This is a genomic window from Methylobacterium tardum (assembly GCF_023546765.1).
Taxonomy (GTDB): Bacteria; Pseudomonadota; Alphaproteobacteria; order Rhizobiales; family Beijerinckiaceae; genus Methylobacterium; species Methylobacterium tardum.
In genome coordinates this window covers 6,087,334-6,109,978 of the sequence record NZ_CP097484.1, presented here as the reverse complement: position 1 = coordinate 6,109,978, position 22,645 = coordinate 6,087,334, and the positions used below count along the sequence as shown (strand labels likewise).

Here is a 22,645-nt window from a genome sequence, read left to right as displayed (position 1 = left end):
CGAGCGCCTTACGCGGCGGCGTCCTCGGCGGGCGCCGCGGCCTTCTCGGCGCGCTTGGCGGCACGCTCCTTGGCCTTCTCGCCCGGCTCCGCCTTCTGCGGGTTGTTGCGGGTCGGGCGCTTGGCGAGGCCGGCCGCATCGAGGAAGCGCAGGACGCGATCGGTCGGCTGCGCGCCCTTGGCGAGCCAGCTCTGGATCTTCTCGTTGTCGAGGATGATGCGGGCCGGATCGTCCTTGGCCTTCATCGGATCGTAGGCGCCGACCTTGTCGATGAAGCGGCCGTCGCGCGGGGCGCGGGCGTCGGCGACGACGATGCGGTAGTAGGGGCGCTTCTTGGCGCCGCCGCGGGTGAGACGGATCTTGAGGGCCATGGTCTGACTACTTTCGCTGTTGCTCGATCTGGGACTCGTGGTCCGCCTTGATCGACTGGTGGTGCCGAATGACTTCCTTGACCACGAAGGCCAGAAACTTCTCGGCGAAGTCGGGGTCGAGCTTGGCCTCGACCGCGAGCTTGCGGAGCCGGGCGACCTGACGGGCTTCCCGGTCCGGATCGGAAGGGGGATCCCCTTTCGGGCCTTGAGCTCGCCGACCCGCTGCGTGCAGCGGAAGCGTTCGGCGAGGAGATGGATCAGCGCCGCATCGAAATTGTCGATGCTGTCCCGCAGGCGCGCGAGTTCGGGATCGACGGCCTGCGCCGCGAGCACGCTCATTTCTTCTTCCCCGGCATGAACCCACCGAGACCCGGGAGCTTGGCACCGCCGAGGCCCGGAAGCCCCGGAAGCTTGGGCATCCCGCCCCCGCCCAGGCCCGGCGGCATCGGCGGCAGCTTGCCGCCGAATTGCTTCTCGAGCTGCGCGATCTGCTCCGGCGTCGGCTCCGGCATGCCGGGCGGAAGGCCGGGCATGCCGCCGCCCATTCCACCCCCATGCCGCCGCCGAGCCCGAACATCGAGCCGAGCGCCTGCCCGATCCCGCGCTTGCCCTGGCCCATCGCCTTCATCATGTCGGCCATGGTCCGGTGCATCTTCAGGAGCTTGTTGATCTCCGAGACATCGACCCCCGAGCCGGCCGCGATGCGCTTCTTGCGACTGTTCTTGAGGAGGTCGGGATTCTTCCGCTCCTGCGGCGTCATCGACGAGATGATCGCCCGCTGGCGCTTGAACATCTTCTCGTCGAGGTTGGCCCCCTCGACCTGCTTCTTGATCGCGCCCATGCCGGGCAGCATGCCCATCAGGCCGCCGATGCCGCCCATCTTCTCCATCTGGGCGAGCTGCATGGACAGGTCTTCGAGATCGAACTTGCCCTTGCGCATCTTCTCCGCGGTGCGGAGCGCCTGCTCGTGGTCGATGGTCTCGGCGGCCTTCTCGACGAGCGAGACGATGTCGCCCATGCCGAGGATGCGGTTGGCGACGCGGGCCGGGTGGAATTCCTCCAGCGCGTCGACCTTCTCGCCGACGCCGACGAGCTTGATCGGCTTGCCGGTGACGGCCCGCATCGAGAGCGCCGCGCCGCCGCGGGAATCGCCGTCCATGCGCGTCAGCACGATGCCGGTGACGCCGAGCCGCTCATCGAAGGCGCGGGCGGTGTTGACCGCGTCCTGTCCGGTCAGCGCGTCGGCGACCAGCAGCACCTCGTGCGGCCGGGTCGCGGCCTTCACCTCGGCGGCCTCGGCCATCAGGCCCTCGTCCACCGTGGTGCGGCCGGCGGTGTCGAGCATCACCACGTCGAAGCCGCCGAGGCGGGCAGCGTCCATGGCGCGCTTGGCGATCTGCACCGCCGACTGGCCGGCGACGATCGGCAGGGACTCGACGCCCACCTGCTTCGCCAGCACCGCGAGCTGCTCCATGGCGGCCGGGCGGCGCGTGTCGAGGGAGGCGAGCAGCACCTTGCGCTTCTCGCGCTCGGCCAGGCGCCGGGCGATCTTGGCGGTGGTGGTGGTCTTGCCCGAGCCCTGCAGGCCGACCATCAGGATCGGCACCGGAGCGGGGGCGTTGAGATCGACGGTCTCGGCGTCCGTGCCGAGCATCGCCACGAGCTCGTCGTTGACGATCTTCACGACCATCTGGCCGGGCGTCACCGACTTGAGCACGACGGCGCCCACCGCCTTCTCGCGCACCTTGTCGGTGAAGCCGCGAACCACCTCGAGGGCGACGTCGGCCTCCAGCAGGGCGCGGCGCACCTCGCGCATGGCGGCGGTGACGTCGGCCTCGGTGAGCGCGCCGCGGCGCGTCAGCCCCGAGAGGATGCCGGAGAGGCGATCGGACAGGCCTTCGAACATGATCCTGACGCCCCGCCGTTACTGCTCGAGCCCGGCGCGCTCGACGCGGCGCGCCTGGAGGGCGGCCTCGAAGCTGCGCACGGCCTTGGCAAACTTGTCCCGGCACTCCGGGTTGCAGAAGCCCACTACGGCGCCGTTGTAGAGCGTCAGCGAGTCGGCCGAGATCGGCTTGCCCGACCACGGGCAGGTCTCGTTGATCGCGTCCTCGATCTTCAACGCTTCTTGATCTCGCGTCATGCGTGTGCCTCGGCCGGCGAATCCCGTCGCGGCGGATCGGGCCAACACCCATCGCGCCCGAGGGCGCAGACGCGCTGTCGGGCGTTGACCTCCGGTCTCACGGGACCGGTCGGCTTGGCATCGGTCGATCTACTACGGATCGGGAGGGCGGGGGGTAGCCGCGATGGGGCAGAAAGTCAATTTTTCGTTCCGCGGGGACTCGAGGCCAAGCCTGCAAGGCCCGAAACGGGGCGGCCCATCGCAATTAACTTTTACCGATCGTTAAGCATGTTGCGATTGTCATTGCCAGGTATTCGCTCAGGACGCCTGCCGATGTCGGAACCCGCCCGCTCCACACCGCCGCTCGAGGCCGGCGGGCGCTCCGCGCCCGGTCCGCTCCGCGACTGGCTCGCCGCCATGAAGTCCCAGTCTCCGGCCGAGCTGCGCGGCGACGCGCGAACCGAGGAGACGCATTCCGAGCCGAAGGCCGGCCGCCCGGCCGAGACGTGGTCGCCGCGGCTCGTGCAACCGGCCGAGGCGCCCCGTGCCGTCGCCGAGGATGCCGACGTGTCCGAGCTGATGGCAGAGAATCTGATGCTCAAGGCCAAGCTTCGCGTGGAAGCCGAGCGCCAGGATGAACTCCAGGCGATCCTGGCCGAGGAGATCCGCACGCTGCGCGAGCATATCCGCGAAGAGATCGGCTCGATGGAGGATCTGCGGGCCGAGCAGGAGGAGATCCGTGCGGAGCGCGACGAGTTCCGCCGGGAGCGCGAGCGGTTCCGCATCGAGCGGGAAGAGATGCGGGCCGAGCGCGACCGGGCGATCACCGAGCGCGACACGCTTCGGCTAGAGCGCCTCACCCTGGCGGGCGAGCGCGATGCCCTGCGCGAGGAGCGCGATTTGTGGCGGGCCCGTACGGAGGCGCTGGCCCAACCGCTGTTCCAGAGCCAGAAGCGCTGAAGGCGCCCTGACGGAACCCTGAAAAGCCGAAGGGCCACCCGAGAGGGTGGCCCTTCCATTGCCGAACCGTGATGTCCGGCGGAACTGTCCCGAGATCGGGGCTCTGACGCGTCTTAGAACGACACGCCGGAGGCGACGGTCCAGGTCCGATGAGCCGAGACACACGGCTGATGACAATGAGACACTGGATCACCTCCTTTCGTTGGTTGCGGATGAAGCGAAGGTAGGTGGCCGCGCCCGGCTTGTGAAGCCCCGTGCCTGCGCCCGTTTGTCCTCCCCCGCGCCGACGCTTTGCCGCCCGGGCGGCCGGGCGTATGACGGGCGCCCCGCAGTCAGCCCGAACCGCCTTGAACGCGCCTTTCACGAATCCGCCACGTCCCGCCGACGAGGCCGCGCTCGATCCCGACGCGATGCGCCAGCCGCTCGGCAACGCGTGGTATTGCGTCGGCCAGTCCCGGAGCCTGGGCCAGGCGGGCGACAAGACCGGCCTCCGGGCCGTGGCGCTGAACGGTGAGCAGATCGTGATCGGCCGCGCCCCGGACGGCAATCCGTTCGCGCTGCGCGACCGATGCCCCCACCGCGGCATGGCCCTGTCGAAGGGCCGCTTCGACGGCGACACGCTGATGTGTCCCTTCCACGGCTGGCGCTTCGGAACGGACGGGCGCTGCCGCGACGTCCCGACCCTGTCGGAGCACGACGCCGCCGACTTCTCCCGCATCCAGGTGCAGCGCTTCCCGATCCGCGAGAGCGCCGGCTTCCTCTGGGTGAACCCGCATATCGGGCCTGCCGCCGGCGACGTGCCGGCCGTTCCGGAGCTGGATTTCGCGCCGGCGGGATCCCTCGTGGTCGAGCTCGTGGTCGAGGCCTCCTTCGATCTCACGACGTTGAGCCTCGTGGATCCGGGCCATGTCGCCTTCGTCCACGATTCCTGGTGGTTCCGGCCCTCCAAGCAGCTCCGCGAGAAGGTGAAGACCTTCCAGCCGGTCCCCCACGGCTTCGTCATGACGAGCCACGCCACCACGACGAGCTCGCCGGTCTATCGCCTGCTCGGCGGGGTGCCCGAGGTCGAGATCGAGTTCCGCCTGCCGGGCGTCCGCCTCGAGCGGATCCGCGCGGGCGCCAAGCGGGTCGCGAACTACACCTTCGCGACCCCGCTCACGCCGGACCGGACGCTGCTCACCAACGCCCTGTACTGGAGCATGCCGGCGCTGAACCTGCTGAAGCCCGTCGCACGCCCGCTGATGCGCCAGTTCCTCACCCAGGACCAGCAGGTGCTCCAGCACGCGCAGGACGGGCTCGACCGCAAGCCGACCATGGTGCTGTTCGGCCAGGGCGACCTGCCGTCGCAATGGTATTTCCGCCTGAAGCGCGAGGCGCTCGAATCCGCTCGCGATGATCGACCGTTCACGAACCCGCTGGAGCGTCGGGAGCTGCGCTGGCGATCCTGAGAGCGGGGCAAACGTCGAACCGCGCCTCTCCCGTGATTTAAGACCCTATTAACCATACCAAGAGCAATCATTACGGCGCAGTACCTCTTCTGGGACGCTTCGCGCCGATGCCCCGCTTCTTCATCGACCTTCATGACGGCCTGCAGCCGATCCACGACGAGGTCGGCTTCGAACTGCCGGACCTGCCGGCCGCGCGCGCCAAGGTCACCCGGATCATGTCGGCGATCGCCCGCGACATGCTGCCGGATGTCGAGCGTCAGGATTACGTGGCCTGCGTGCGCGACGGCGTCGGCAAGGTGGTCTACCGGGCGCGGCTGTCCCTCGCCGCCGAGATGGTCGACTGAGCGATCCGGCGACGGCCCCGCCCTGGGTCTCGCTGCCGCAACGCCTGAGAACTTGACCGGAGCCCGCGATCGGCCATCTCCGGTCCATGAAACGGCGCAGCCTGCTCACGGTCGCCAGCGCGGCCACGGTGATGACGCTCGGCGGTGTCGGCTATGCCGCGCACCGGCGCGGCAAGAACCCGTATTATGGCGGGCCGACCTCGGACCATTTCGATGGGCTGCGGTTTTTCTCGCCCGATCAGGCGACCGACAAGTCGCTGCCGGACGTGCTCCGCTGGCAGGCCAAGCGTCAGCGCGAGCCCTGGCCCAAATCGTTCCCGAGCCCGTTTCCGGCGGACCGGCCGCCCGAGCGCGTCTCCGGGCTGCGGGTCGTGCTGATCGGCCATGCGAGCTACCTCGTGCAGGTCGCCGGCCGCAACATCCTGATCGATCCGGTCTTCGCCAAGCGCGCGAGCCCGGTCCGCTTCGCCGGGCCGAAGCGGGTCAACCCGCCGGGAATCGCGCTGGCCGACCTGCCGCCCATCGACGCGGTGCTGATCACCCACAACCACTACGATCATCTCGACGGGCCGAACCTTGCCCGGATCTGGCAGGCGCACCAGCCGCTGATCGTGGCGCCGCTGGGCAACGACGCTATCCTGCGCGGCTACGATGACACGATGCATGTCGAGACGCGCGACTGGGGCCAGTCGGTCGATCTCGGCGACGGCCTGCAGGTCCACCTGACGCCCGCGAACCATTGGTCGGCCCGGGGCGTCAACGACCGGCGCATGGCGCTGTGGTGCGCCTTCGTGATCACCTCGCCCCGGGGCGTGCACTATCACGTCGGCGATACCGGCTTCGGCGACGGTGCGCTCTTCCGCGAGATCCGGGCCCGCTTCGGGCCGCCCCGGCTGGCGACCCTGCCGATCGGCGCCTACGAGCCGCGCTGGTTCATGCGGGCGCAGCACGTGAATCCGGCCGAGGCCGTCGAGGCCTTCGTGCTGCTCGGCGCCGAGCAGGGGCTCGGTCACCACTGGGGCACGTTCCAGTTGACCGACGAGGGTGTGGAGCGGCCCGCGGAGGCGCTGACGGCGGCGCTCGCGGAGGCGGCGCTTCCGCCCGAGCGGTTCGTCGCTTTGCGGCCCGGTCAGGTCTGGCAAGCCTGAACGCCGGCGGATCGGCTGCCGCCCCAATAGGCATGATGCGTGCATCATGCCGTATGCAGCATGGATCCGCGGCACTGAGGTGTCCGCCGCGCGCCTGAACGGCGTGCGCCGCTCCATGCGGCGCACCCGCTTTCAGCCGAGAGACACGATGGACCTGTTCAAGCCGACACGCCGCTCACTGATGGCCGGAGGCGCGGCGCTCGCTGCCCTCGGGGCGGCGGGCCGGGCCGGCGCGCAGGGCGCGGCCCCCGGCAGCCTGACCTACGGCATCTCGATGACCGACCTGCCGCTCACCACCGGACAGCCCGACCGGGGCGCGGGCGGCTACCAGTTCACCGGCCTGACCCTGTACGACCCCCTGGTCGCCTGGGAACTCGACGTCGCGAACCGGCCGGGCAAGATGGTGCCCGGGCTCGCCACGTCCTGGGAGAGCGATCCGGCCGATCCCAAGGTCTGGACCTTCCACCTGCGCGAGGGCGTGGCGTTCCACGACGGCTCGGCTTTCGATGCCGACGCGGTGATCTGGAACTTCGACAAGGTGCTCAACAAGGAGGCGCCGCATTTCGACCAGCGCCAGGCCGCCCAGGTCCGCCCGCGGCTGCCCGGCGTGGCGAGCTACCGGAAGCTCGACGCCAAGACCGTCCAGGTCACGACCAAGACGCCCGACAGTCTGTTCCCCTACCAGATGCTCTGGTTCCTGATCTCCTCGCCGGCCCAGTACGAGAAGGTGGGCCGGGACTGGGCGAAGTTCGCCTTCGAGCCCTCGGGCACGGGACCGTTCCGGATGGGGCAGCTCGTCCCGCGCGTACGCCTCGAGCTGCTGCCGAATGCCGGCTACTGGAACCCCAAGCGGGTGCCGAAGCTGTCGAAACTCACGCTGACCTGCGTTCCGGAGGACCTCGCCCGGGTGAACGCGCTCCTGTCCGGCAATGTCGACCTGATCGAATCGCCGGCGCCCGATGCCGTGCCGCGCCTGAAGGCCGCCGGCATGCGCGTCGTCGGCAACGATACGCCCCATGTCTGGAACTACCATCTCTCGATGCTGGAGGGCTCGCCCTGGCGGGACCTGCGCCTGCGCAAGGCCGCCAACCTCGCCATCGACCGGGCCGGAGTCGCCGAGCTGATGGGCGGTCTCGCCCAGCCCGCAATCGGGCAGGTGCAGCAATCGAGCCCGTGGTTCGGCAAGCCGCGCTTCCAGATCAAGACGGACGTCGACGCGGCGCGCAAGCTCGCCGAGGAGGCGGGCTTCTCGGTCAAGAACCCGGTCAAGGCGACGGTCCTGATCCCGACCGGCGGCACCGGGCAGATGCTGTCCCTGCCGATCAACGAATACGTTCAACAGAGCTGGGCCGAGGTCGGCATCCAGGTCGAATTCAAGACCGTGGAGCTGGAGGTGGCCTACACGGCCTGGCGCCAGGGAGCGGCGGATCCGAGCCTCAAGGGGGTCAGCGCCGGCAACATCGCCTACGTCACCTCGGACCCGTTCTACGCGATCCTGCGCTTCTACGATTCGAAGCAGATCGCCCCGAATGGGGTCAACTGGAGCCATTACCGCAATCCGGAGGTCGATTCCCTCTGCGACAAGGTCAAGGCGAGCCTCGACACGGACGAGCAGAACCGGTTGCTGGCGCGGATCCACGAGATCGTCGCCGATGATGCGGTACAGGTCTGGGTCGTGCACGACACCAATCCGCACGCGCTCTCGCCGCGGGTGAAGAACTATGTCCAGGCGCAGCACTGGTTCCAGGATCTGGCCACGCTCGCCTGACCAGGCTCAAGGCGGCGGGACGGCCTCGTCTCGCCTCCGACATCCCGGGGCCGCGCAGCGGAGCCCGGGAGCCCTACAGGCCGACGCGGCAAGTTCTGAACCGCCTGTGCTTGAGGACGGCGACCGCCTCGACATGCCAATTCTGCGGCAGGCGCAATCGATGCCCTGTCGGCCGCGGGACCGGATACTGATTCGGCCCGCCGCACGCCTTCCGATCACTCGTCGCTTCTGAGAGGCCGGCTCACGCCGGCCTTTCCTTGTCTGTGCCGGCCCGTCCCGAGACATGGCAACCCGGGAGGAATCGGCAATTTCGCACTTGCAGCAAAGCTAGTTGCGAGCTAGGACGCTCGGGCAGACAAATTCGGGAGCATCTGGCAATGGCCCTTCGTCTTATCAGTGGTTTCGCAGCGGTGACCCTCGCGCTGTCCGGCCTCTCGGTCCCGGCCGCGCTGGCGAAGCCGGCGACGGGTGCGAGCGCGGTCAAGATGATCGACACCGACAACGACGGCACGGTCGACCTGAAGGAAGTGGAGGCGGTGGCCTCGGCGACCTTCGATCGCCTGGAGAAGGACGCCGACGGCACCCTCGACGCCAAGGAGCTGAAGGGCCGCTTGAGCCAGGCCGGCGTGAAGCAGGCCGATCCGGACAACGACGGCACCCTCGACAAGAAGGAGTACCTCGCTGCGGTTGGCGAGCGCTTCAAGCTGGCCGATCCGGACAACGACGGCACCCTCGACGCCAAGGAGCTGAACTCCAAGGCCGGCAAGGCGCTGCTCGCCCTCATCAAGTAAGACGTCCGCGACGCTCAACGTCGCGTGCTCAAGGATTGAGGCTCCCGCGGATTCCTTCCGCGGGAGCCTTGTCATTTCGTGGACGCGCGCCTCGACGCGCCTCACCTCAAATCCGGCAGCTCTCGAACCCGGCGCGGATCGCCGCCTCATCGAGGTTGCGTCCGATGAACACCACCCGGGAGACGCGCGGCTCATTCGGTCCCCAATCGCCCTGCACGTCCCCGTCGAGGATCATGTGCACGCCCTGGAAGACGAAGCGCTTCGGCTCGTTCGGGAAGGCCACGATCCCCTTGCAGCGCAGGATGTCGGGCCCCTGGACCTGGGTCAGGTTCGAGATCCAGGGCATGAACTTCTCGGGATCCACCTCGCCCTCGATCTTCGCCGAGAGCGACCGGATGTCGGAATCGTGATGGTGGTGGTGTCCCTCCTCCAGGAAGTCGGGCTCCACGTCGAGGATCCGGTCGAGGTCGAAGGCATTGCGCTCCAGCACGGCGTCGAGCGGGACGGCGCAGTTCTGCGTGCGGTGGAGCTTCGCCAGCGGGTTGATGGTGCGGATCTCGGCCTCGACCCGGTCGAGGTCGGCGGGCGACACGAGATCGCTCTTGTTGAGCAGGATCACGTCCGCGAAGGCGATCTGGTTCTTCGCCTCGGGCGCGTCCTTCAGCCGGTCGGACAGCCACTTGGCGTCGGCCACCGTCACCACGGCGTCGAGCCGGGCGGCGTCGCCCACATCCTGGTCGACGAAGAAGGTCTGCGCCACGGGCGCCGGATCGGCGAGGCCGGTGGTCTCGGCGATGATCGCGTCGAACTTGCCCCGGCGCTTCACCAGCCCGTCCATGATCCGGATCAGGTCGCCGCGCACCGTGCAGCAGACGCAGCCGTTGTTCATCTCGAACACTTCCTCGTCCGCGCCGACGACGAGGTCGTTGTCGATACCGATCTCGCCGAACTCGTTGACGATCACGGCGTAGCGCTTGCCGTGGTTCTCGGTGAGGATCCGGTTGAGGAGCGTGGTCTTGCCCGCGCCGAGATAGCCGGTGAGCACGGTCACCGGGATCTTCCCGGCCGTGGATCCAGCTTGGGCGGAAACGGGGCTCGTGTCGGTCATGGCGGGTTCTTCGATGGGGTCAGCGGACGGGCGCGGTGCGCCCATGAGCGTTGTCATATTGTAACAAATCCCGTCAAAGGAAGACGGAGCCACACGGTTTCGCGACCACGGCTCCCGATCGATTGCGCGTCGGACAAGCTTTGCTCTAGGCACATGATGCCGCACGGACTCTTCCGCGCGGTACGCCATAGAAAAGCACCGACGATCGCATTGATGTGGGCCTCGTCCCGGCGCGAATCGTACACTTGTCAGTCAACCCGGTCTCTTCGCCCGGACCCGGAAGATCATTCGCATGGACGCCCGAAATCCGCTGGACCAGGATGAGGCGATCTCCGCACCCCGCCGCAAGCGCCGGGGGCCGGGGCTCCTCCTCATCCTCCTGCTGCTCGCGGCCGCGGCAGGGGCGGCGTTCGCCTTCTCCGACCGGGTTCGCGAGGCCACGTCGGGCCTCGTCGCCTCGCTGACCGGCCTGTTCGCGCCGAGCAATCCGGATCCCGGGATCGATGCGGAGAAGGCCGGGGCCGTGGAGCGGATCTTCCGGCCCACCAAGGAGCAGCGCGCCGCCTTCGAGATCCTGCCGGTCGCCACGCAGGTCTTCCGTCCGGAGGGCACCGCGGAGGGGCGCATCGCCCTCAACGAGGACGACAACGTCCCGGTCGTGTCGCCCTATGCGGGCCGGGTGACGAAGGTGCTGGCCCGCGCGGGCGACGACGTGAAGGCTGGCGACGTGCTGCTGACGCTCGAGGCCACCGACATGGTCCAGGCGCAGAACGACTACCAGGCGGCCCTGAACACTCTTCAGAAGCAGCAGGCGCTTCTGAAGCTCGACCAGACTATCGCACAGCGCCAGCAGGAACTGTTCCAGGCGCACGCGACGGCGCTGAAGGACTACCAATCCGCCCAGAACGACGTGATCGCCGCCCAGAGCGACCTGAAGACCGCGGAAGCCGCCCTCGACGCCGTGAAGAACCGCCTGCGGCTGCTGGGCAAGACCGATGCCGAGATCGCCGCCTTCGAGAAGAAGGGCACGATGAGCCCCGAGACCCAGATCCGGGCCCCGATCGCCGGCACGATCGTCCAGCGCAAGGTCGGCACCGGGCAATATCTATCGGCGTCCAGCGACCCCGTCTTCGTGATCGGCGACCTGTCGACCGTCTGGCTCATCGCCAATGTCCGGGAGAGCGAGATCCCGAAGATCCGCATCGGCCAGGAGGTCGAGGCGAAGGTGGCGGGCTTCGGCGCACGGGTGTTCAAGGCCCGGGTCAACTACATGGCCTCCAGCCTCGACCCGGCGACGCGGCGGCTCGCGGTGCGCAGCGAGGTCGACAATCCCGACCGGGTGCTGCGCCCGGAGATGTTCGCCACTTATACGATCGTCACCGGCAAGGGCGAGCCGAGCCCGAGCGTGCCGGTGGGCGCCGTCGTGTACGAAGGCGACCGCACCCACGTCTGGGTGGCGCGGCCGGACGGAGCCGTGGAGGCACGGGACATCAAGCTCGGGCTGATCAACGGCGACAATGCCCAGGTGGTCGAGGGCTTGCGCCCGGGCGAGCAGGTGGTGACCCGCGGCGCCCTGTTCATCGACCGGGCGGCGAGCGGCGAGAAGGCGTCCTGAGCGAGGATTCGGTCCGATGAACAGCCTGATCGTCTTCTCGCTCCGCCAGCGCGTGCTGGTGGTGCTGATGTTCGTGGTGATGCTGGGCATCGGCTACGGAGCCTATACGCAGCTCAACATCGAGGCCTATCCCGACCCGGTCCCGCCGCTCGCCGACGTCATCACCCAGAACCCGGGCCAGTCGGCCGACGAGATCGAGCGCTACATCACGATTCCCCTCGAGGTGGCGCTGGCCGGCATCCCCAACGCCCAGGTGGTGCGCACGATCTCGCTGTTCGGCCTGTCCGACGTGAAGGTCCAGTTCAACTACGAGTACACGTACGAGCAGGCCCTGCAGCGGGTGCTCAACCGCCTGTCGCAGGCCCCGACGCTGCCCAACGGCGCCACGCCGCAGATCTCACCGACGAGCCCGGTGGGCGAGATCATGCGCTACAAGCTCGTCGGTCCGGCGGGCTACTCGCCCATGGACATGAAGACCCTGCAGGACTGGGTGCTGCAGCGCCGGTTCAAGGCGATTCCCGGCGTGGTTGACGTCACGGCCTTCGGCGGCAAGGCCAAGGAATACGAGGTCGCGGTCGACCTGAACCGCCTCCAGGCCCAGGGCCTGACCCTGGTGCAACTGACCAATGCGCTGAACAACGCCTCGATCAACGTCGGCGGCCAGACGCTGAATGTCGGCCAGCAATCGGCGGTGGTGCGCGGCATCGGCCTGATCCGCGACATGGACGACATCCGGGACACGATGATCAGCCTCGTCAACGGCACCCCGGTGCTGGTGCGGGACGTGGCGGAGGTGCGCGTGTCGAACGCGCCGCGCCTCGGCATCGTCGGCCACGACGACCAGCGCGACATCGTCGAGGGCATCGTGCTGATGACCCGCGGCGGCAAGAGCCTGCCGACGCTGGAGCGGGTCGAGGCCGAGATCGACAAGATCAACAGCTCCACGATCCTGCCGCCCGACGTGAAGATCGAGCGGATCTACGACCGCTCGGGCCTGATCCACACCACCACCCACACGGTGATGCACAACCTCGTCTTCGGCGTGGTGCTGGTCTTCGTGGTGCAGTGGCTGTTCCTCGGCTCGCTCACCAGCGCGATCATCGTGGCGGCGACGATCCCGTTCGCCCTCGGCTTCGCGATCCTGATCCTGGTGATCCGCGGCGATTCGGCGAACCTCCTGTCGCTCGGCGCGATCGATTTCGGCCTGATCGTCGACGCCACCGTGATCATGGTCGAGAACGTGTTCCGCCACATCGCCGAGCCCGACCACGTGAAGGGCGAGGTCCCGCCGGGCGGCCTGACCGGGCGGCTCGGCACGATCGCGGTCGCCGGCCGCGAGGTGAACCGGGCAATCTTCTTCTCGGCGACGATCATCATCGTCGGCTTCCTGCCGCTGTTCACGATGACCGGCGTCGAGGGCCACATCTTCGGGCCGATGGCCAAGACCTACGCGTACGCGCTGCTCGGCGGCCTGCTCGCGACCTTCACGGTCTCGCCCGCGCTCTCCGCCCTGATGCTGCCCAAGAACCTGGAGGAGCGCGACACGCTGATCGTGCGGGTGCTGCGCGTCGGCCACGAGCGCGTGCTGGCCTTCGGCCTGCGCAACCGGGTCCTGGCCCTCGCCGTGATGCTGGCGGTGCTGCTGGTCTCGGGACTGACGGCCCGCAATCTCGGCCTGGAATTCCTGCCGCGGCTCGAGGAAGGCAACCTCTACGTGCGCGGGACGATGCCGTCCTCGATCTCGCTGGAGGCCGGCAATGCCTACGTCCAGCGCATGCGCAAGATCTTCCAGGAGGTTCCGGAGGTCACCACCGTCCTGTCGCACCAGGGCCGCCCGAACGACGGCACCGACGCCACCGGCTTCTTCAACGTCGAGTTCCTGGCGCCGCTCAAGCCCATCGACCAGTGGCGGAAGGGCCTCGACAAGGAGACGCTGATCCAGGACCTGAGCAAGCAGCTGGCCTCCGAATTTCCCGGGATCGAGTTCAACTTCTCCCAGTATATCGAGGACAACGTCCAGGAAGCCGCCTCGGGCGTGAAGGGCGAGAACTCGGTCAAGATCTACGGCAACGACCTCGCGCAGCTCACCAAGACCGCCAATGCCGTCAAGGCGGCGCTGGCCACCGTCCAGGGCGTCACCGATCTGTCGGTGTTCGAATCCCTCGGCCAGCCGACGGTCCGGATCGACGTCGACCGCCACAAGGCCGCCCGCTACGGCCTGTCCATCGGCGACGTGAACACCACGATTCAGGCGGCGATCGGCGGCCAGACCGCGGGCGACCTCTACGAGTACGGCTCGGACCGCCACTTCCCCATGCGGGTGCGGCTCGCCAAGGAGTACCGCTCGTCGCTGGCCGGCATCCGCAACATCGCGGTGGGGGCGCAGAACCCCAATGGCGGCGTGATCCAGGTACCGCTCTCCGAGATCGCCGACGTCGACCTCGTCTCGGGCGCCTCGTTCATCTACCGCGAGGACCAGGAGCGCTACATCCCGGTGAAGTTCTCGGTGCGCGGCCGCGACCTCGGCAGCGCCGTCCTCGAAGCCCAGCGGAAGGTGGCCGACGCCGTGGACCTGCCGCCGGGCTACCGCCTGGAATGGGTCGGGCAGTTCACCAACCTGAAGGAGGCGGCGGCCCGGCTCAGCCTCGTGGTGCCGCTCACGCTGCTGCTGATCGCGCTGCTCCTGTACATCAACTTCTCGTCGGTGGCCGACATGCTGCTGACCCTGTCGGTGATCCCGATGGCGATGATCGGCGGCATCTTCGCGCTGTTCCTGACCGGCACGCCGTTCTCGATCTCGGCGGCGATCGGGTTCATCGCGCTGTTCGGCATCTCGACCATGGAGGGGGTGATCCTGCTCGCCTACTACAACCAGCTCCTCGACGAGGGCTGGAAGAAGCAGGAGGCGGTCTGGCAGGCCGCCGTGGTGCGCATGCGCCCGGTGATGATGACCTGCGTGGCGGCCTGCGTCGGCCTGCTGCCGGCAGCGGTCTCCACCGGCATCGGCTCGCAGGTGCAGAAGCCGCTGGCGCTCGTGGTGGTCGGCGGCATCATCCTGGCGCCGAACCTGATCCTCGTGGTCGTGCCGGTGCTGATCTCGCTGTTCTCGCGGCGGCGCCCGAACCCGGACGCACGGGCGCGGACCGAGCATCGGGTCGCCGCGTGAGCCGGCTGAGGAAGCCGGCGCAGCGCGTTGCAGGGGGGCCACAACGCCCGCGCCGCGCGCGCGACCTGGGGACAGTCGCATTGACTTGGATGCGCGCCGCGCCGCTCTACCAGGGTGAGGCTTTCGGGGGCGGAATGGTGAGCGTTGGGCCGAACAGGTGCGGACGGGCGGCCGCATGGCTGGCGGCCTCCCTGTCCCTGTCGGCCTGCGCGGTCGGCCCGAACTTCGTGCCGCCGGAGGATCCGCCGGTCAGCCGCTACACCAAGGAGCCGCTCAAGAACCCGTCGGCCGCCGACAAGATCCGCACCCGGCAGGGCGGCTCGGCCGACCAGAGCTTCGTCTCGGGCGCCGACATCCCGGGCCAGTGGTGGACCCTGTTCCACTCGAAGGCGCTGAACCGGGTCGCCGAGCAGGCGCTGGCCAACAACCCGACGCTGGAGGCGGCCCAGGCTTCGCTGCGGGTGGCGCAGCAGAACGTGCTCGCCCAGAAGGGCACGCTCTACCCGAGCCTGACCGCGACCCCGCAGATCCAGGGCAACCTCGCCCCCGGCCTCGACCTGCAATCGCCGCTCAACAACCAGACCAACTACCTCTACAGCCTCGCCACGCCGCAAGCGGTGGTCTCGTACAATCCGGACGTGTTCGGCGGGAATCGCCGCCAGATCGAGTCCCTGGAGGCCACCACCGAGAACCAGCGCTTCCAGCTCGAGGCGGCCTATCTGAGCCTGACCGCCAACGTCGTCGCCGCCGCCATCCAGGAGGCGGCGCTGCGGGCGCAGATCGACGCCACCCGCAAGGTGATCCAGGCCCAGACCGAGGTTCTGCAGCTCTACAACAAGCAGCTCTCCCTGGGGCAGATCGCCGGCGCCGACGTGATCCAGCAGCAGGCCGCGCTGGCGCTGTCGCAGCAGCTGCTGCCGCCGCTGGAGAAGGCCCTCGCCCAGCAGCGCAACCTGCTCACGGCGCTCGCCGGCCGGCTGCCCTCCGACGAGATCAGCGAGACCTTCGACCTGGCCGCCCTGCGCCTGCCGACCAAGCTGCCGGTGAGCCTGCCCTCGCGGCTGGTCCAGCAGCGGCCCGACGTGAAGGCGGCCGAGGCGCTGGTGCAGGAGGCGAGCGCCAATGTCGGCGTCGCGGTGGCCAACCGCCTGCCGCAGTTCAGTCTCACGGCCACGGGCGGCTCCAGCGCGACGCGGATCGCGCAGGTGACCAATCCGGGCGCGGCGTTCTTCACGATCATCGGGCAGGCGACGGCACCGATCTTCGATGCCGGCACCCTGTTCCGGCGCCAGCGCGCGTCGGAGGAATCGCTGACGCAAGCGCAGGCGCAGTACAAGGCGACGGTGATCACCGCCTTCCAGAACGTCGCCGACGCCCTGCGGGCGCTCCAGGCCGACGCCAAGGCGGTGGCCGCAGCCGATGCCGCGGTGAGCGCCACCAACCAGAGCCTCGGGCTGATCCGCAAGCAGTACACCGCGGGCGCGATCACCTCCTCGCAGGTTCTGATCGCCCAGCAGGGCTACCTCTCGGCCCTGGTCACCTCGGCGGGCGCGCGCGCCACCCAGTATGCCGACACCGCGGCCCTGTTCGTGGCGCTGGGCGGCGGCTGGTGGAACCGCGCCGACGTGGCGCCGCCGCCGCCCGAGAAGGACCCGCTGAAGGTGCTGTGACGCGCGGCCGCGTCACGCGTACATCGCGATCGCGTCCTGCAGCATCTGGTCGGCGGTGCTCATGACCTTGGTGTTGGCCGTGTAGGCCTGCTGCGTCTCGATCATCTTCGAGAACTGGTCGGTGATGCTGGCGTTCGACTGCTCCACGGCGCTGGCCGTCACGGTCGCGCCGTTGAGGCCGTAGCTCGGCGTCCCGGACTGGCCGTTGGCCACGTAGGTCCCGCCGTCGAGCCCGGTCAGGTTGTCCTGCTGGCCGAACTGCGCGAGCGTCAGCGTGCCCAGCGGCAGGGCGCTGCCGTCCGCTTTGGTGCCGGTCAGGGTGCCGGCCGGCGAGACGGCGAGGCTCGCCAGTGTGTTCGCGCCGGTGGGAACCGTGACGGGCGCCGTCGCGGATGGCCCGGCGAACAGGTAATAGCCCGCGCCGTTGACGAGGTAGCCGTTGGCATCCGCCGAGAAGTCGCCGCGCCGCGTGTAGCCGGTCTCGCCGGAGAAGGTCGGGCTCTGATCCGTCCCGGTATTCTCGCGGACGATGAAGTAGCCGTTGCCCGAGATGGCGAGGTTGGTCGGCACGCTGGTCGACTGCACCGTGCCCTGGATGTTCAGGCTGTTGCGGGTGCTCGTCGCCACGCCGCCGGCCTGCTGCGGAGCCTTCGCCGACTGCGCCAGCATGTCGGCGAAGCTCGTCTCCGTGGTCTTGAACCCCGCCGTCTGGGTGTTGGCGATGTTCCCGGAGATGTTGTTGAGCGCCAGCGACTGCGCCGAGGCGCCGGAAATCGAATTCGAGAGCGCGTCGTAGAGGCTCATCGGGGTCTCCGTCCGTGAGACCGGCAGGAACCGATCCGACGGAGAAGCATAAGCGCCCACTATGGTTAACCGGCCGTGTGTGACGGAGTGTTGCGGGCTTGAGGCCGGGTGCGAGCGCCGCCACCGTCCTTGCGAGCGAAGCGAAGCAATCCAGCAGCGCCACGCCGCGGAAGACGCTCCGCCCTGGGTCGCTGCGCTGCGCGCGCGATGACGGGACCGACGGGTCAGGCGCCGACAGCACTCAGCACGATCTCTCGCCGGTGCGGCCGGTCGCGGTGCTCGATCAGGTAGATGCCCTGCCACGTGCCCAGCGCGAGCCGTCCCTCGACCAGCGGGATGCTGAGTGCCGAATCGGTGACCATCGTGCGGATATGGGCGGGCATGTCGTCGGGCCCTTCGGCCCCATGGACGTAGCCGGCGTTGCGCGGCGCGAACCCGTCCAGTGCGGTCATTAGGTCGGTCTGCACGTCCGGATCGGCATTTTCCTGGATGGTGAGCGAGGCCGAGGTGTGCCGGCAGAACACCGTGACCAAGCCGTCGCGGATGCCGCTCCCGCGCACGAACTCCGCGACTGCGCCGGAAAAGTCCGTGAATCCCTGACCGGCGGTCGCAATGGTCAGGCGCCCGCTGGCGTGACGCTCGACCCGGCCGGAGGCCAGGATCTCCACCGGACCGATCTTGCCCTGCCTCATGCGCTCTTCTCCAGCAGCGTCGCGCCCGGCGCGACCTCGCGCTCGCCGCGGGCGAGGATCCGTTCCAGCACGTCGATCCGGTCGGCCTCCGAGGGCGGCTTGTCCCAGCGGATGCGGCTGACCCGCGGAAAGCGCATCGCCACGCCCGACTTGTGCCGAGTCGAGCGCTGCACCCCTTCGAACGCGATCTCCAGGACGAGGCCGGCCTCGCGCCCGTGGGCGACCTCGCGTACCGGGCCGAAGCGCTTGGTGGTGTTGTTGCGGACATAGCGGTCCAGCTTGGCGAGCTCGGCGTCGGTGAAGCCGTGATAGGCCTTGCCCACCGGCACCAGCTCGTCCCCGCCCTCCGGCGCCGCGCGCCAGACGCCGAACGTGTAGTCCGAGTAGAAGGACGAGCGCTTCCCGTGCCCGCGCTGGGCGTACATCATCACCGCGTCGACGATGTGCGGCTCGCGCTTCCACTTCCACCACGGCCCCTTCGGCCGGCCCGGCAGGTAGGGGCTGTTGAGGCGCTTGAGCATCACGCCCTCGATGGCGTCGGCATCCTCGCCGGCGCCGACGGAAGCCGGATCGGCCCGGGCGGCGGCCAGCGCCTCCCAATCCGCGAAGGGCACCAGCGGCGAGATGTCGATCCGCGCGTGGTCGAGGCGCGTGACGAGGGCTTCCAGCTTCTCCCGGCGCGTTGCGAAGGGTTCGGCCCGCAGGTCGTCGCCTTCCAGGGTGAGGAGGTCGTAGGCCCGCACATGGGCGGGGAACTCCTCCAGGAGCTTGGCCGTGACCGCCTTCCGGTTCAGCCGCTGCTGCAGGACGTTGAACGACTGGACCCGCCGCTCGCGCAGGATCAGAAGCTCGCCGTCGAGCGCGCCCGTGAAGGTGATCGCCTCGGCCAGATCCGGGAACGCCCCGGTGATGTCCTCGCCGGTGCGGGAATAGACCTTCCCGACCTGATGGCCGGCCCGGTCGCGACCGCCGACGAGCTGGACGCGGATGCCGTCCCATTTCCACTCGGCCGAGAACGCCTCCGGCTCCAGCTTCTCAAGATCGGCTTCCTCCTCGATCGGGTGCGACAGCATCGGCGGCCGGAACGGGGCCGGGTTGAGGGTCTCGGGCCGCTCGGCCCGGCCCTCGACCCAGGCGAACAGGGTCTCGAACGGCGGGGTCAGCCCGTGCCAGACCTCCTCCACCGCATCGGCGTCGTGGCCGCCCAGCGCGCCGACCGCGGTCTTGGCGAGACGGGCCGAGACGCCGACCCGCAGGTTGCCGGTGACGAGCTTCAGGAGCGCCCAGCGCCCGGTCTCGCCGAGGGCGTCGAGCCAGTCCGAGAGATGGCCGGGCAGCTCGCGCTTGGGGATGGTCGCCAGCGTCTCCACGACCTCGGCGAGGGTCGGGACATGCGGCGGCGGGTTGTTGTGGCCGGGGCCCGGCTCCCGCGGCGCCTCCGTCGGTCCCGGCCAGATCAACGCCGTGGTCTCGGCGAGGTCGCCCACATAATTGTGCGACAGCCGGAACAGAACCGGGTCGATCCGCTCCTCCACCAATCCCCGGATCAGGGCCGGCTTGGCCTCGCGGAAGCTCAGCGTCCCGGTCATGGCGCCCAGCGCGAAGCCGCGCTCGGGATCGGGCGTGCGCGCGAAGTAATCCTGGAGCATGCGCAGCTTCGCGTTGCGGCGCGGCTCGTAGGCGAGGCGGTCGAGGAGTTGGGCGAAGTCGTTCACGCGGCCGCCTCCGCCCCGATGCCGGGTTCGGTCTCACCGTCGTCGCCGTAGCCCAGAAGGTGCAGCGGCTTCGCCCGGATGCCCTGCGTCCCGCACCAGTGGACCAGCGCGTCCTCCTGGCCGTGGGTCACCCAGACTTCCTCGGCGCCGGTGTCGCGGATGGTCCGGCACAGGTCCGGCCAGTCGGAATGGTCGGAAATGACCATCGGCAGCTCGACGCCCTTCTGGCGGGCGCGGGCGCGCACGCGCATCCAGCCCGAGGCGAAGCAGGTCACCGGGTCGGGGAATTTGCGCGACCACAGGTCCTGGATCGACGAGGGCGGGCAGATCACGATCGCCCCGTGCAGATCCTTGCGCTCAGCGGCCACCACCTTCGGCGTGTCGCCTAGCGGCACACCCTCGTCCTTGTAGAGGGCGGTCAGCTTCTCCATGGCGCCGTGCAGGTGGATCGGCCGGTCCCAGCCCTCCTCGCGCAGCAGCGCCATGACCCGCTGCGCCTTCCCGAGCGCGTAGGCGCCGACGATGTGGGCGCGTTCCGGGAACAGCGCCACCGAGTCGAGGAGCTTGCGGACCTCGCCGCGCGTGTCGGGATGGGTGAACACCGGCAGGCCGAAGGTCGCCTCGGTGATGAACACGTCGCAGGGCACCACCTCGAAGGGCAGGCAGGTCGGGTCCGGCGCGCGCTTGTAGTCGCCCGAGACCACCACGCGAACCCCGTCCCGCTCGATGGCGATCTGCGCGGAGCCGAGCACGTGTCCGGCCGGCGCGAAGCGAACGGTGACCTCGCCGATGCGGATGGACTCGCCGAGCCGGGCCTCCTGCCGCTGGCGGCAGAAATCCGCGCCGTAGCGCACCGCCATGATCTGCAGGGTTTCGGGGGTCGCCAGGACGTGGCCGTGGCCCGACCGGGCATGGTCGGCATGACCGTGCGTGATCAGCGCGCGCTCCACCGGCCAGGTCGGATCGACGTGGAAGCGCCCGAGCGGGCAGTAGAGACCCTCGCGGGTCAGGGTGAGGAGATCGCTGGCGCGTATCGGCATCGGGCCCGTGCTACCGGTGGAGTCCGGCGGAAGCCCCGATATATAGGCGCTCCCGGATCCGGCAGACGCATGGCCTCGCAGCTCAGTTCCGGCGATCTCCTCGCCGATCGCCGCTATCGTTACGCGGAAGCCTGTCTGGCGGAGGGCGACCATGCCGGGGCAGCGGATCTCGCCGAGCAGGTCCTGGAGATCGCCCCCCGCTACGCGCCAGCCTGGCTGCTCCTCGGCCGAGCCCGGGAAGGCTTGGCCGAGCCCGGCGGCGATCCGGACCAGCGGGCCGCGGCGGCCCGCGCCTATGCCTGCGCCCTCGACATCGACCCGGACGACACCCTCGGCGTGCGGGCGCACCTCGTGCGCCTGGGCAGCAGCGACGGCCTTCCAGCCCTCTCGCCAGCCTATGTCAGGGCTCTGTTCGACGGCTACGCGCCGCGCTTCGAGCGCCATCTGGTCGAGGGCCTGGGCTATGTCGGCCCGGACCTCGTCCGGGACGCGCTCCCGCCCGAGCCCCCGCATTTGGGAACGGCGCTCGATCTCGGCTGCGGCACCGGCCTGATGGGCGCGGCGATCCGCAACCGCGTCGGTCATCTCGCCGGGGTCGATCTCTCGCCCGGCATGCTGGCCCTGGCCCGGGCCAAGCTCCAGAACGCGCGACCGCTCTACGACCGCTTGGTCGAGGGCGAGCTGACCGCGTTCCTGGTCGGTGAGCCGGCAGTCTCCGCCGATCTCTGCCTCGCCGCCGACGTCCTGATCTACGTGGCCGATCTCGGCCCTGTCCTGGCCGAGATGGGCCGCGTGCTGCGGCCGGGGGGCCTCGCCGCCTTCACGGTGCAGTCCCACGACGGAACGGGCGCCGCCCTGGGCCCGGACGGCCGCTACGCCCACGCCGACGCCCATGTCGCGGCGGCGGCCGCCGGAGCCGGCCTTGCGATCCTGGCATTGCGGCCCGCCGACGTCCGGCGCGAGGCCGGCCGGCCGGTGCCGGGGCGCGTCGTTGTGTTGCGCCGCACAGCAGCATGAAACTGCTTTGCTGTTCGTCCATTGTCAGTCGGCTGCGACAGGCGCGGCCGCTGAATCGGGGGATCAGCATGGCGGATTACGGTAGCAGGACAGGGGCCGACGCGCCCGAGCGGAAGCCCGATCCGCCGGCGGACCGCTCCTTTCCGGCCGATCCGCGCACGCGGATTCCCTTCGCCATCGCGCTCGCCACCCTGGCGGGCTGCGCCGATTCCATCGGCTTCCTGGAATTCTCGCAGCTGTTCATGTCGTTCATGTCGGGCAACACCACGCGCTTCGGCGTCGCGGTGGCCAATGCCGACTGGGAGAACGTCACGCGCGTTGCCAGCACCATCAGCGTCTTCTGCTTCGGCGCCTTCCTGGGCACTCTGATCGCCGCCTGGGTCGGACGCTGGCGCCTGGCCGTCCTGCTGACCCTGCAGGCGCTGCTGCTCGCCGGCGGGTTGCTGATGCCCTGGGGCACCTTCGCCTACCCGCTGCACGCCTACCCGATCGTGCTGGCTCTGGGACTCCAGAACGCCACGCTCCAGGACGAGGGCGGTCGCTCCCTGGCGCTGACCTACGTCACCGGCGCGGTCGTGCGCTTCGGCACCGGCTGCGCCAACCTGCTGCTCGGCACGGTGGCGCCCTCCTTCTGGATCCAGGCGCCGCTCTGGGCCGGCCTCAGCACCGGCGCGGTGCTGGGTGGTCTGCTCGACATGCGCTACGGCGAATCGGCGTTCCTGTTCCCGGCGGCGCTCGCCGCCATCCTGGCGCTGATCGCCATCGCCCTCACGATCGCGAAGCCGGGCAGTACCCTGGTGGCGGGCTCGGCGCCCGCGCCCGACGCGAGCCCGAAGGCCGAGGTGATCGACGCGATCCACTGAGCG

At 69.3% G+C, this 22,645-nt stretch carries 18 protein-coding genes and 2 pseudogenes; 11 read left to right on the top strand and 9 right to left on the bottom strand.

Going from position 1 to position 22,645, the window contains the following annotated elements; translation table 11 throughout:
• Window positions 1-8: 8 nt before the first annotated feature.
• The 4 genes and pseudogenes from rpsP to M6G65_RS29235 all read right to left on the bottom strand — a co-directional run bounded on the left by rpsP (window position 9) and on the right by M6G65_RS29235 (window position 2,514).
• Entirely contained in the window at window positions 9-371 is a 363-nt protein-coding gene (gene rpsP / locus M6G65_RS29245; RefSeq protein ID WP_238194747.1) for a 30S ribosomal protein S16, read from the bottom strand.
• A 234-nt stretch (window positions 372-605) separates the two neighbouring features.
• Window positions 606-710, bottom strand: a pseudogene (locus M6G65_RS34135) (chorismate mutase); the annotation flags it as partial.
• Window positions 707-2,277: pseudogene (gene ffh, locus M6G65_RS29240) on the bottom strand (signal recognition particle protein). The pseudogenes M6G65_RS34135 and ffh, both read right to left, overlap by 4 nt.
• Before the next feature lie 18 nt (window positions 2,278-2,295).
• The gene (locus M6G65_RS29235; RefSeq protein WP_192706305.1) at window positions 2,296-2,514 is read right to left on the bottom strand and encodes a glutathione S-transferase; all 219 of its coding nucleotides are present in this window, start codon (window positions 2,512-2,514) and stop codon (window positions 2,296-2,298) included.
• A 312-nt stretch (window positions 2,515-2,826) separates the two neighbouring features.
• Here M6G65_RS29235 and M6G65_RS29230 point away from each other — a divergent pair, with 312 nt between their 5' ends.
• From M6G65_RS29230 to lanM, 6 genes are all read left to right on the top strand, one after another.
• Window positions 2,827-3,453, top strand: a complete 627-nt coding sequence (locus M6G65_RS29230) for an ATPase (RefSeq protein ID WP_238194745.1) — start codon at window positions 2,827-2,829, stop codon at window positions 3,451-3,453.
• Window positions 3,454-3,863: 410 nt separating this feature from the next.
• Window positions 3,864-4,901, top strand: coding sequence for a Rieske 2Fe-2S domain-containing protein (locus M6G65_RS29225; RefSeq protein ID WP_373323667.1), 1,038 nt, complete (start codon window positions 3,864-3,866; stop codon window positions 4,899-4,901).
• A 107-nt stretch (window positions 4,902-5,008) separates the two neighbouring features.
• Window positions 5,009-5,245 (top strand): DUF6894 family protein, encoded by a 237-nt coding sequence (locus M6G65_RS29220; RefSeq protein ID WP_192706302.1) that lies wholly within the window; start codon window positions 5,009-5,011, stop codon window positions 5,243-5,245.
• 86 nt (window positions 5,246-5,331) lie between these two features.
• Complete coding sequence (locus tag M6G65_RS29215; RefSeq protein WP_238194743.1) at window positions 5,332-6,393, top strand: MBL fold metallo-hydrolase; 1,062 nt, start codon at window positions 5,332-5,334, stop codon at window positions 6,391-6,393.
• Between the two features lie 148 nt (window positions 6,394-6,541).
• Window positions 6,542-8,161 (top strand): ABC transporter substrate-binding protein, encoded by a 1,620-nt coding sequence (locus tag M6G65_RS29210; RefSeq protein WP_250104310.1) that lies wholly within the window; start codon window positions 6,542-6,544, stop codon window positions 8,159-8,161.
• 377 nt (window positions 8,162-8,538) lie between these two features.
• A complete protein-coding gene (gene lanM / locus M6G65_RS29205; RefSeq protein ID WP_238194742.1) occupies window positions 8,539-8,952 on the top strand; it encodes a lanmodulin LanM in 414 nt (137 codons plus the stop codon).
• Window positions 8,953-9,058: 106 nt separating this feature from the next.
• On the opposite strand, the gene M6G65_RS29200 is transcribed toward lanM, so the two are convergent.
• Window positions 9,059-10,060 (bottom strand): CobW family GTP-binding protein, encoded by a 1,002-nt coding sequence (locus tag M6G65_RS29200; protein WP_250103200.1) that lies wholly within the window; start codon window positions 10,058-10,060, stop codon window positions 9,059-9,061.
• A gap of 292 nt (window positions 10,061-10,352) precedes the next feature.
• Here M6G65_RS29200 and M6G65_RS29195 point away from each other — a divergent pair, with 292 nt between their 5' ends.
• The 3 genes from M6G65_RS29195 to M6G65_RS29185 all read left to right on the top strand — a co-directional run bounded on the left by M6G65_RS29195 (window position 10,353) and on the right by M6G65_RS29185 (window position 16,511).
• Window positions 10,353-11,675, top strand: a complete 1,323-nt coding sequence (locus M6G65_RS29195) for an efflux RND transporter periplasmic adaptor subunit (protein ID WP_238194740.1) — start codon at window positions 10,353-10,355, stop codon at window positions 11,673-11,675.
• Window positions 11,676-11,691: 16 nt separating this feature from the next.
• Window positions 11,692-14,841 (top strand): efflux RND transporter permease subunit, encoded by a 3,150-nt coding sequence (locus tag M6G65_RS29190; protein WP_250103199.1) that lies wholly within the window; start codon window positions 11,692-11,694, stop codon window positions 14,839-14,841.
• Between the two features lie 134 nt (window positions 14,842-14,975).
• Window positions 14,976-16,511 (top strand): efflux transporter outer membrane subunit, encoded by a 1,536-nt coding sequence (locus M6G65_RS29185; protein WP_347710509.1) that lies wholly within the window; start codon window positions 14,976-14,978, stop codon window positions 16,509-16,511.
• Between the two features lie 12 nt (window positions 16,512-16,523).
• Here M6G65_RS29185 and M6G65_RS29180 read toward each other — a convergent pair whose 3' ends face one another.
• The 4 genes from M6G65_RS29180 to M6G65_RS29165 all read right to left on the bottom strand — a co-directional run bounded on the left by M6G65_RS29180 (window position 16,524) and on the right by M6G65_RS29165 (window position 20,762).
• The gene (locus M6G65_RS29180; protein WP_238194738.1) at window positions 16,524-17,315 is read right to left on the bottom strand and encodes a flagellar hook basal-body protein; all 792 of its coding nucleotides are present in this window, start codon (window positions 17,313-17,315) and stop codon (window positions 16,524-16,526) included.
• Window positions 17,316-17,539: 224 nt separating this feature from the next.
• Window positions 17,540-18,007: a secondary thiamine-phosphate synthase enzyme YjbQ gene (locus tag M6G65_RS29175; RefSeq protein WP_238194737.1), complete on the bottom strand. Its 468-nt coding sequence runs from the start codon at window positions 18,005-18,007 to the stop codon at window positions 17,540-17,542.
• A complete protein-coding gene (locus tag M6G65_RS29170) occupies window positions 18,004-19,722 on the bottom strand; it encodes a cisplatin damage response ATP-dependent DNA ligase (RefSeq protein ID WP_250103197.1) in 1,719 nt (572 codons plus the stop codon). The genes M6G65_RS29175 and M6G65_RS29170 overlap by 4 nt, the downstream gene beginning before the upstream one ends.
• Entirely contained in the window at window positions 19,719-20,762 is a 1,044-nt protein-coding gene (locus M6G65_RS29165) for a ligase-associated DNA damage response exonuclease (RefSeq protein WP_250103196.1), read from the bottom strand. The genes M6G65_RS29170 and M6G65_RS29165 overlap by 4 nt, the downstream gene beginning before the upstream one ends.
• 69 nt (window positions 20,763-20,831) lie before the next feature.
• Here M6G65_RS29165 and M6G65_RS29160 point away from each other — a divergent pair, with 69 nt between their 5' ends.
• Entirely contained in the window at window positions 20,832-21,779 is a 948-nt protein-coding gene (locus tag M6G65_RS29160; RefSeq protein ID WP_238194734.1) for a methyltransferase domain-containing protein, read from the top strand.
• 68 nt (window positions 21,780-21,847) lie between these two features.
• Window positions 21,848-22,642 (top strand): YoaK family protein, encoded by a 795-nt coding sequence (locus tag M6G65_RS29155; protein ID WP_238194733.1) that lies wholly within the window; start codon window positions 21,848-21,850, stop codon window positions 22,640-22,642.
• Window positions 22,643-22,645 lie beyond the last annotated feature (3 nt).

Excerpts from the sequence above, each read along its gene's own strand:
- M6G65_RS29210 (WP_250104310.1), top strand. The coding sequence starts at position 6,542 with ATGGACCTGTTCAAGCCGACACGCCGCTCACTGATGGCCGGAGGCGCG.
- M6G65_RS29175 (WP_238194737.1), bottom strand. The coding sequence starts at position 18,007 with ATGAGGCAGGGCAAGATCGGTCCGGTGGAGATCCTGGCCTCCGGCCGG.
- rpsP (WP_238194747.1), bottom strand. The coding sequence starts at position 371 with ATGGCCCTCAAGATCCGTCTCACCCGCGGCGGCGCCAAGAAGCGCCCC.
- M6G65_RS29165 (WP_250103196.1), bottom strand. The coding sequence starts at position 20,762 with ATGCCGATACGCGCCAGCGATCTCCTCACCCTGACCCGCGAGGGTCTC.
- M6G65_RS29195 (WP_238194740.1), top strand. The coding sequence starts at position 10,353 with ATGGACGCCCGAAATCCGCTGGACCAGGATGAGGCGATCTCCGCACCC.
- M6G65_RS29220 (WP_192706302.1), top strand. The coding sequence starts at position 5,009 with ATGCCCCGCTTCTTCATCGACCTTCATGACGGCCTGCAGCCGATCCAC.
- M6G65_RS29215 (WP_238194743.1), top strand. The coding sequence starts at position 5,332 with ATGAAACGGCGCAGCCTGCTCACGGTCGCCAGCGCGGCCACGGTGATG.
- M6G65_RS29180 (WP_238194738.1), bottom strand. The coding sequence starts at position 17,315 with ATGAGCCTCTACGACGCGCTCTCGAATTCGATTTCCGGCGCCTCGGCG.
- M6G65_RS29155 (WP_238194733.1), top strand. The coding sequence starts at position 21,848 with ATGGCGGATTACGGTAGCAGGACAGGGGCCGACGCGCCCGAGCGGAAG.
- M6G65_RS29160 (WP_238194734.1), top strand. The coding sequence starts at position 20,832 with ATGGCCTCGCAGCTCAGTTCCGGCGATCTCCTCGCCGATCGCCGCTAT.
- M6G65_RS29225 (WP_373323667.1), top strand. The coding sequence starts at position 3,864 with ATGCGCCAGCCGCTCGGCAACGCGTGGTATTGCGTCGGCCAGTCCCGG.
- M6G65_RS29190 (WP_250103199.1), top strand. The coding sequence starts at position 11,692 with ATGAACAGCCTGATCGTCTTCTCGCTCCGCCAGCGCGTGCTGGTGGTG.
- lanM (WP_238194742.1), top strand. The coding sequence starts at position 8,539 with ATGGCCCTTCGTCTTATCAGTGGTTTCGCAGCGGTGACCCTCGCGCTG.
- M6G65_RS29230 (WP_238194745.1), top strand. The coding sequence starts at position 2,827 with ATGTCGGAACCCGCCCGCTCCACACCGCCGCTCGAGGCCGGCGGGCGC.
- M6G65_RS29185 (WP_347710509.1), top strand. The coding sequence starts at position 14,976 with ATGGTGAGCGTTGGGCCGAACAGGTGCGGACGGGCGGCCGCATGGCTG.
- M6G65_RS29235 (WP_192706305.1), bottom strand. The coding sequence starts at position 2,514 with ATGACGCGAGATCAAGAAGCGTTGAAGATCGAGGACGCGATCAACGAG.
- M6G65_RS29200 (WP_250103200.1), bottom strand. The coding sequence starts at position 10,060 with ATGACCGACACGAGCCCCGTTTCCGCCCAAGCTGGATCCACGGCCGGG.